General features: G+C 67.2%; 7 protein-coding genes. 1 reads left to right on the top strand and 6 read right to left on the bottom strand.

The features are described from left to right. Positions 1-57: 57 nt before the first annotated feature. Positions 58-732: an MtrAB system response regulator MtrA gene (gene mtrA / locus Y706_RS0106740; RefSeq protein ID WP_026538469.1), complete on the bottom strand. Its 675-nt coding sequence runs from the start codon at positions 730-732 to the stop codon at positions 58-60. Between the two features lie 202 nt (positions 733-934). Here mtrA and Y706_RS0106735 point away from each other — a divergent pair, with 202 nt between their 5' ends. Further along, a complete protein-coding gene (locus Y706_RS0106735; protein WP_028276000.1) occupies positions 935-1,657 on the top strand; it encodes a DUF4166 domain-containing protein in 723 nt (240 codons plus the stop codon). Between the two features lie 77 nt (positions 1,658-1,734). On the opposite strand, the gene Y706_RS0106730 is transcribed toward Y706_RS0106735, so the two are convergent. From Y706_RS0106730 to Y706_RS0106710, 5 genes are all read right to left on the bottom strand, one after another. Then, a complete protein-coding gene (locus Y706_RS0106730) occupies positions 1,735-2,778 on the bottom strand; it encodes a uroporphyrinogen decarboxylase/cobalamine-independent methonine synthase family protein (protein ID WP_028275999.1) in 1,044 nt (347 codons plus the stop codon). Between the two features lie 2 nt (positions 2,779-2,780). After that, positions 2,781-3,197, bottom strand: a complete 417-nt coding sequence (locus Y706_RS0106725) for a chorismate mutase (protein WP_028275998.1) — start codon at positions 3,195-3,197, stop codon at positions 2,781-2,783. Between the two features lie 207 nt (positions 3,198-3,404). Beyond that, positions 3,405-5,108: an ABC transporter ATP-binding protein gene (locus Y706_RS0106720; RefSeq protein ID WP_028275997.1), complete on the bottom strand. Its 1,704-nt coding sequence runs from the start codon at positions 5,106-5,108 to the stop codon at positions 3,405-3,407. Further along, positions 5,105-6,124 (bottom strand): ABC transporter permease, encoded by a 1,020-nt coding sequence (locus tag Y706_RS0106715; RefSeq protein WP_028275996.1) that lies wholly within the window; start codon positions 6,122-6,124, stop codon positions 5,105-5,107. The genes Y706_RS0106720 and Y706_RS0106715 overlap by 4 nt, the downstream gene beginning before the upstream one ends. A 2-nt stretch (positions 6,125-6,126) precedes the next feature. After that, entirely contained in the window at positions 6,127-7,218 is a 1,092-nt protein-coding gene (locus Y706_RS0106710) for an ABC transporter permease (protein ID WP_028275995.1), read from the bottom strand. Positions 7,219-7,304: the final 86 nt, after the last annotated feature.

Here is a 7,304-nt window from a genome sequence, read left to right as displayed (position 1 = left end):
TCGGCCGGCGCCGCCGTATCCGTTGCTATGGACTGCCGGACACTGCGGTCCGCAGGCTCAGGAACCTGCTTTATAGCCGACACCACGGACCGTCAATACAACTTCGGGGGCTTCCGGGTCGCGTTCGATCTTGGACCTCAACCGCTGGACATGGACATTGACCAGCCGGGTGTCGGCGGCGTGCCGGTAGCCCCAGACCTGCTCCAGGAGCAGTTCACGCGTGAACACCTGCCACGGCTTGCGGGCCAGGGCGACGAGGAGGTCGAATTCCAGCGGCGTCAAGGAGATCCGGTCGTTGCCTCGGCTGACCAGGTGGCCGGCCACGTCGATCGTGACATCGGCGATCCGCAGGGTTTCCGGTGCCTTTTGGTCACCCGGGCGGAGCCTGGCCCGGACCCGGGCGACGAGCTCGGCGGGTTTGAACGGCTTGGGCACATAGTCATCGGCACCGGACTCGAGGCCGCGGACCACATCCGAAGTATCCGCCTTGGCCGTGAGCATCACGATCGGGACGTCGGACTCGGCACGGACCTGGCGGCAGACCTCAATGCCGTCCATCCCCGGAAGCATGAGGTCGAGCAGGACGAGGTCCGGCTTGGAGGAGCGGAACACGTCCAGCGCCTGTGCGCCGTCCGCGCAGAAGACGGGTTCGAAGCCGTCATTGCGCAGCACAATACCGATCATCTCGGCCAGAGCCTCGTCATCATCCACTACCAGAATGCGTGCCTTCATAGTTATATATTCCCCCATTGAATTGGCTTTGTCGTATCGGGCGGCCCACCGGCATGGTGCAACCGGGCCTGCCGCCGCCGCCGGAACCGGCCTGGAACCGCGCCGGAACCGCGCCGATGCATGGGACGCTGTGACAATTGCCGCGTTGTCCTGCATGCTGTGGACAGGCCCAGTGAACCGGCCCGGACCGCAGGAGGAACCCGTGAACACCCCGATCTACCAGCGAGCCCTGGGCAGCGACTTTGCCCGACTGCAGCCGGAGCTTCAAGAATACTTTGCTTTGGCACCGGGATCCGGCCACTACGGCGTCGGCGAGGGGGTGTTCGACGTCGTCGGCTGCCGGCAGGCCTGGCTGCGTCCCCTGCTGCGGCTCACCACCGGCGAGCAGGCCTTCTTCCCCGAGTACGGCGAAGGCGTCCGCTTCCGGATCGAGAACCACGCCCACCTGGACCCGTTCGGCAGGTCCAGCATGACGGCCCGCCGGGAAATCTTCTTCCAGGGCACCACCCGGCTGTTCCAGGACACGACCAGCTTTGATGACGGCGGGCCTGATAACGGCGGGCGTGGGCCCGGGCTCGTGGATTACGTGGGCCGGTACCGGCGGCTCGTCACCGACCTCAATCTCAGCGTCACGCCGGAGGGCCGGCTGCGCGGCGTGTCCGAGGCGTCGCGGCTGTTCCTGGGACCGCTCCGGGTTCCGCTGCCGGCGGCCCTCGACGCCAAGGCCTACGCCGAGCAGTGGTGGGAGCCGCAGCACGGCGGCAGGCACCGGATACAGGTCAAGGTGATCCAGCCCCAGCTCGGTCTGGTGCTGGTCTACGCCGGCCATTTCGACTACCGGCTCGAGCCCTACCCCGGCGGTATTGCGGCGCCGGGCTACCTGCCAGGGCACGCCCGACCGGACGCCTGGGAAAGCAGGGTCTGACCGGGGCACCGCGGGGGCACCGCGGGGGCACCGCGGGCACGGTTGCGCCTCGGCCGCCGACGGCCGAAGGTGCCGCGCTAGCCGAGGGCGAGCTGGTTGAGCCCGTCCGCCACCTGGGTCAGCCGGGTCAGGACCGCCGCCGCAGTGGCGGGTGAGTGCCGCGCCAGGCCCTCCGACGGCGTGACCCGGAGCGCCCCCAGCGTGGACGCGGGCAGACCCAGCTGCCGCCATGGGCGCCAGACGTTTTCCACGACGTCGCGGACCCTTGGCAGCGACGCGGCAGGATCAGCCACGTCCAGCGCGCCGGCCCAGAGCCGCTTGCCGGCCTCCACCGCGCCGGCGAGTTGTTCCCACTGGCGCGAGGTCAGGGCCCGAAGCGGCACGGCGATTCCATCCGCGCCTGCCGCCAGGATCCGCTCGAACGGCGCCTCGACCTCGGAGACGGCCACAACGGTCTCGACGGCGCCCGCGGCCCGGAGCGCGTCGATCACCAATTGCCAGGACTCGGTCACTTCCCGGCCCGGCACCGAACGCAGGGTCCGGTAACCGCTGGCGGTGGGAATGGTGCCGGCCAGCACCGACGCAATTTCAGGTTCATCGATCTGGACGACGATCCGGGCACCGGGGGCAGCCGCCGCCACCCGCTTGAGGTAGCCTTCCACGCCCGCTGCGAGCGAATCCGCGATGTCCCGGCGGGCACCGTAGTCGATCAGGGCCCGCTCGCCGTTGTGCAGGTGCAGCCCGGCGGCAAGGCTGAGCGGCCCGCGCAGCTGGATCTTGATATCGTCCGACGGTACTTCCTCGACGCCGATCACGTCCGCCAGGATGTTGATGTCGGTGGACAGGGCCGACTTGGCCCGCTGCAGGTCCTTGCCGGGCCGGTCCACGAACCGCCATCCATGCGGCTGGACGTCGACGGCGAGTTCGACCAGCAAAGACGCGGTCCGGCCCAGGGAATCGGAGCCGACGCCGCGATCGGGAAGCTCGGCAAGGAACGGCAGGTGCGGGCTGCCCAGTTCACCGCGGATGATCCGGGCGGCCTCGACCGGGTCCTCGCCCGGCCAGGGGCCAAGGGCGGTCGCGGTAACCTGGCCCGGTGCGGGCGCGTCTGGTGCTGCCATGGCTAGGCGTCTGCAGCGCGGGCGGCGTCCGCGGAGCCGGAGGCCTGGGCGGCCTGGTGGTCCTCGGCGATGGCCTCGTGGTGGCGGATGACTTCGCCGATGATGAAGTTCAGGAATTTCTCCGCGAAGGCCGGGTCCAGGTGGGCTTCGGCGGCGAGGTGCCGCAGCCGGGCGATCTGCGCCGTTTCACGGCCCGGGTCCCCGGCGGGAAGTTGGTGCGCGGCCTTGAGGAAGCCGACCTTCTGGGTGGCTTTGAAGCGTTCGGCGAGGAGGAAGACCAAGGTGGCATCGATGTTGTCGATGCTGGAGCGGATTGACAGCAACTCCGCCATGACCGCGGGATCCACGGAACCGGCCAGGGAGCTTGCCGCCGGGTCGTAGGAATCGATTTCGGGAAGAGTGGGGTTCTGCTCGGTCATTGACCCAGTCTAGGGGTTCGGCGGCCAATGCCTCCCGCTGTTAAGCACCGTTGCAGGCACCCGCGGAGACACCAATGGGCATGCACACCGTTCGTAGTGAACGGTGGGCATGCCCATTGGCTGTGGCCCTGCCGGAGCCCGGCCTGCCGGAGCCCGGGCGGCCGGAGCCCGGGCCGCGCCGGATCGGGCAGGTGCCCGTTCCGGCGGTTAGCTGTGGAGCACGGCCTTGAACGCCTCGCGGCGCCTGGCCTGTTCGTCGGGGTCGGGAACAGGCAGGGAGGCGATGAGTTTCTTCGTGTAGTCGTGCTGCGGGTTCCCCATCACCTGGTTGCCGAGGCCCTGCTCCACCATCTTGCCCTTGTAGAGCACGCCGACCCAGTGGGCGAGCATGTCCACCACGGCGAGGTCGTGGCTGATGAACAGGCACGCGAAGCCGAACTCCTGCTGGATCTCCTTGAACAGCTCCAGCACAACGGCCTGCACGGACACGTCCAGGGCCGACGTCGGCTCATCGGCGATGAGCAGCTTCGGGTTCAGGATGAGCGCCCGCGCCAGCGAGGCGCGCTGGCGCTGCCCCCCGGAGAGTTCGTGCGGGAACCGGTCAGCGTACGACGCCGGCAGCTGCACGGACTCGAGCAGTTCGCCGACCTTCTTGCGTGCCTCGGCCGCGGTCGGGTTGGAGTGGATGATCAGCGGTTCCGCCACGCAGTCGCCGATGGTCAGCTGCGGGTTGAACGAGGCCGCCGGGTCCTGGAACACGAAGCCGATCTCCTTGCGGAGCGGCTTGAAGGTGCGCTCCTTGAAGTTCAGCATCTCGTAGCCCAGCACATTCAGGCTGCCGCCCGTGGTGCGGTTCAGGCCGGCGATTGCCCGGCCGATGGTGGTTTTGCCGGAGCCGGACTCCCCCACGAGGCCGAAGACTTCGCCTTCGGACACGGTGAAGCTGACGCCGTCGACGGCCTTGAACGCCGGGCTGCCGAGCCGCCCCGGATACTCGATGGTCAGGTTCTTTGCCTCGACCAGCACTTTGCCGCCCTGGTGGGCGCGTTCGACCATGCCCTCCGAGGCGGAGTTGCGGCCCAGGTGCGGGACGGCGGCGAGGAGCTTCTTGGTGTAGTCCTCCCTGGGCTCGGCGAACAGCACCCTTGAGGATGCCTCCTCCACGACGTCGCCCTGGTACATGACCACGACGCGGTCGGCGAGGTCGGCGACGACGCCCATGTTGTGCGTAATCAGCACGATGGAGGTCCCGTAGTTGTCGCGCAAGTCCCGCAGCAGTTCAAGGATCTCGGCCTGCACGGTGACATCCAGGGCGGTCGTGGGCTCGTCGGCCACGATGAGGCCAGGGTTCAGGGCCAGCGCCGCGGCAATCACGACGCGCTGTTTCTGGCCGCCCGAGAACTGGTGCGGATAGTAGTTGACCCGCGTTTCCGGGTCCGGGATGCCAACTTTGCGGAGGGCGTCAATTGCCCGCGCCTTGGCCTCCTTGGCCGAGACCTTGCTGCGGCCGCCGCTGCCGGCGTGTGCGCGGATGCCCTCGGCAATCTGCCACCCCACGGTGAAGACCGGGTTGAGGGCGGTGGATGGCTCCTGGAACACCATGGCCACGTCGCGGCCCCGGATCTCCCGCAGCTTGGCTTCGCTGACGCTGATGACGTTGTTGCCGTTGATCAGGACAGCGCCTTGGCTGATGGCAGTCTCCGGCAGAAGTCCCAGGATGGTCTTGGCCGTCACGGTCTTGCCGGATCCCGACTCGCCAACAATGGCGACGACTTCGCCGGGGTTGACCTGGAGGCTCACGTCCTTGACGGCATACACATCCCCGGCGTCGGTGGCGAAGGTGACTTTGAGCCGGTCGATGTCAAGGACCGGGCCTGCGCCTGCGCCGGGCTTGTCGATGTTGGTGGTCATGGAAGTCTCACTTCTGCTTCTGCTTCGGGTGCGGCTTGGGTGCCGGCGGTGGAGTCTGGTCCGCCCTTGCCTGCCACGGCCTTCTTGCGGCCCCGCAGGCGGGGATCGTTGAGGTCGTTGATGCTCTCACCGACGAGGGTCAGCCCAAGCACGGTCAGGACGATCGCCGTACCGGGGTAGACACCGGTCCACCAGATGCCCGAGGAGGCATCTGCAATGGCCTTGTTCAGGTCATAGCCCCACTCGGCGGCGGAGGTCGGTTCGATGCCGAACCCCAGGAAGCCGAGGCCCGCCAGGGTCAGGATGGCCTCGGACGCGTTCAGTGTGAAAATCAGCGGCAGCGTGCGGGTTGCGTTCTTGAAGATGTGCCGGCCCATGATGCGGATGCTGGAGGCACCCACCACCTTGGCTGATTCGACGTACGGCTCCGCCTTCAGCCGGATGGTTTCGGCACGGATGACCCGGAAGTACTGCGGGACGAACACCACCGAGATGGAGATGGAGCAGGCGACAATGCCTCCCCAGAAACTGGACTGCCCGTGGCTGATGACGATTGACATCACGATGGCCAGGAGCAGTGACGGGAAAGCGTAGATCGCGTCGGCGATCACCACGAACACCCGGTCCAGCCAGCCGCCGAAGTAGCCGCTGACGAGGCCGAGGGCTACGCCGAGGAAGATCGACATCGCGACGGCCACGATGATCACCACGGCGGCCGTCTGGGCACCCCAGAGCACCCGGGAATAGACGTCATAGCCACCAACCGTGGTGCCCCAGATGTGGGCCGGGCTGGGGGGCTGCTGTGTCGGGAAGGGACCGGCGGCGTCGCTGAGCTGGGCAAACCCGTAGGGCGCGATCCACGGCGCAAACACGGCGACGAGCAGGAAGAGGGCGGCCAGCACCATGCCCGTGACGAGCATGCCTCGTTGCAGTCCGACGCTCGAGCGGAAATGCGAGATCACCGGCAGCCGGTAGATGAGGGGCTGCTTGCGCCCGCTTACTTTGGTTGCATTCATGGCTAGTACCTCACTCGCGGGTCGATCAGGGCTGCGACGACGTCCACGATGAAGTTCGTGACGGCAACGATGACCGCCAGCATCACGACGATTCCCTGGACGGCGACGAAGTCGCGGGCGTTCAGGTATTGCACCAGCTGGTAGCCGAGGCCCTTCCACTCGAAGGTGGACTCCGTGAGGACGGCGCCGCCGAGCAGGAGGGCAATCTGGAGCCCCATGACAGTGATGATCGGGATGAGGGCAGGCTTGTAGGCATGCTTGGTCACGAGCCGGTAATTACTGACGCCACGGGACCTGCCGGCCTCGACGTAATCCTTGCCGAGCGTGCCGATGACGTTGGTGCGGACCAGCCGCAGGAAGACCCCTGCCGTCAGCAGCCCGAGGGTGAGTGCGGGGAGAACCGAATGGGCCGCGACATCGCCGAACGCGGCCATGTTGCCGCTGCGCAAGGCATCCAGCCAGTAGATCCCGGTCGGTGCGGCCAGGCTTCCCATGGCCAGTTCGGTCCTGGTGGAGGCCCGTCCTGCGACGGGCAGCCAGCCCAGCCAGACGGAGAAGGCCAGCTTCATCAGCAGGCCGGCGAAGAACACCGGGGTCGCGTAGCAGAGGATGGCGAAGAACCGCAGGAATGCGTCCGGGGCCTTGTCGCGCCGGTAGGCGGCGATCAGCCCGAGCGGGATGCCGACCAACAGCGCCACGATGAGGGCATTGATGGCCAGTTCCAGGGTTGCCGTGCCAAACGTGATGATCATTTCGACCACAGGGCGGCGGTCGGTGATGGTGGTGCCGAAGTTGCCGGTCGCCACCTGGCCAACGTATTCGAGGTACTGCACGAGGATCGGGCGGTCGTAGCCGGCGTCGTGGATGCGCTGCGCGAGCGCCTCCGGCGGAAGCCTGCCGCCCTGGGCTGCAGTGATGGGGTCGCCGATGACCCGCATCAGGAAGAAGACCAAAGTCACCAGAATGAAAATGGTCGGAATGATCAGGAAGAACCGGATCAGGATGTAGGTCCCCAAGCCCCCACCCGAGGATTTTTTCTTGGACGGAAGAAGTCCGTCGGCGTCGTTTAGCGGCGCCTCAGTCAATGTTGTCATTGGTACCTAAGATTGTGCTGTCGCGGCCTTGGGCGGGCCGGCGTGAACTGCAGGATGCGGCAATGACCAGCAAAGGCGGGGCGCGA

The organism is Arthrobacter sp. I3, assembly GCF_000520575.1.
GTDB lineage: Bacteria > Actinomycetota > Actinomycetes > Actinomycetales > Micrococcaceae > Arthrobacter > Arthrobacter humicola_A.
The sequence above is the reverse complement of the archived record's forward strand: the minus strand, read 5'-3'. Positions and strand labels throughout refer to the sequence as shown.

Coding starts and splice junctions, on each gene's coding strand:
- Y706_RS0106730 (WP_028275999.1), bottom strand. CDS start 2,778: ATGGCAGCACCAGACGCGCCCGCACCGGGCCAGGTTACCGCGACCGCC.
- Y706_RS0106715 (WP_028275996.1), bottom strand. CDS start 6,124: ATGAATGCAACCAAAGTAAGCGGGCGCAAGCAGCCCCTCATCTACCGG.
- Y706_RS0106725 (WP_028275998.1), bottom strand. CDS start 3,197: ATGACCGAGCAGAACCCCACTCTTCCCGAAATCGATTCCTACGACCCG.
- Y706_RS0106720 (WP_028275997.1), bottom strand. CDS start 5,108: ATGACCACCAACATCGACAAGCCCGGCGCAGGCGCAGGCCCGGTCCTT.
- Y706_RS0106710 (WP_028275995.1), bottom strand. CDS start 7,218: ATGACAACATTGACTGAGGCGCCGCTAAACGACGCCGACGGACTTCTT.
- mtrA (WP_026538469.1), bottom strand. CDS start 732: ATGAAGGCACGCATTCTGGTAGTGGATGATGACGAGGCTCTGGCCGAG.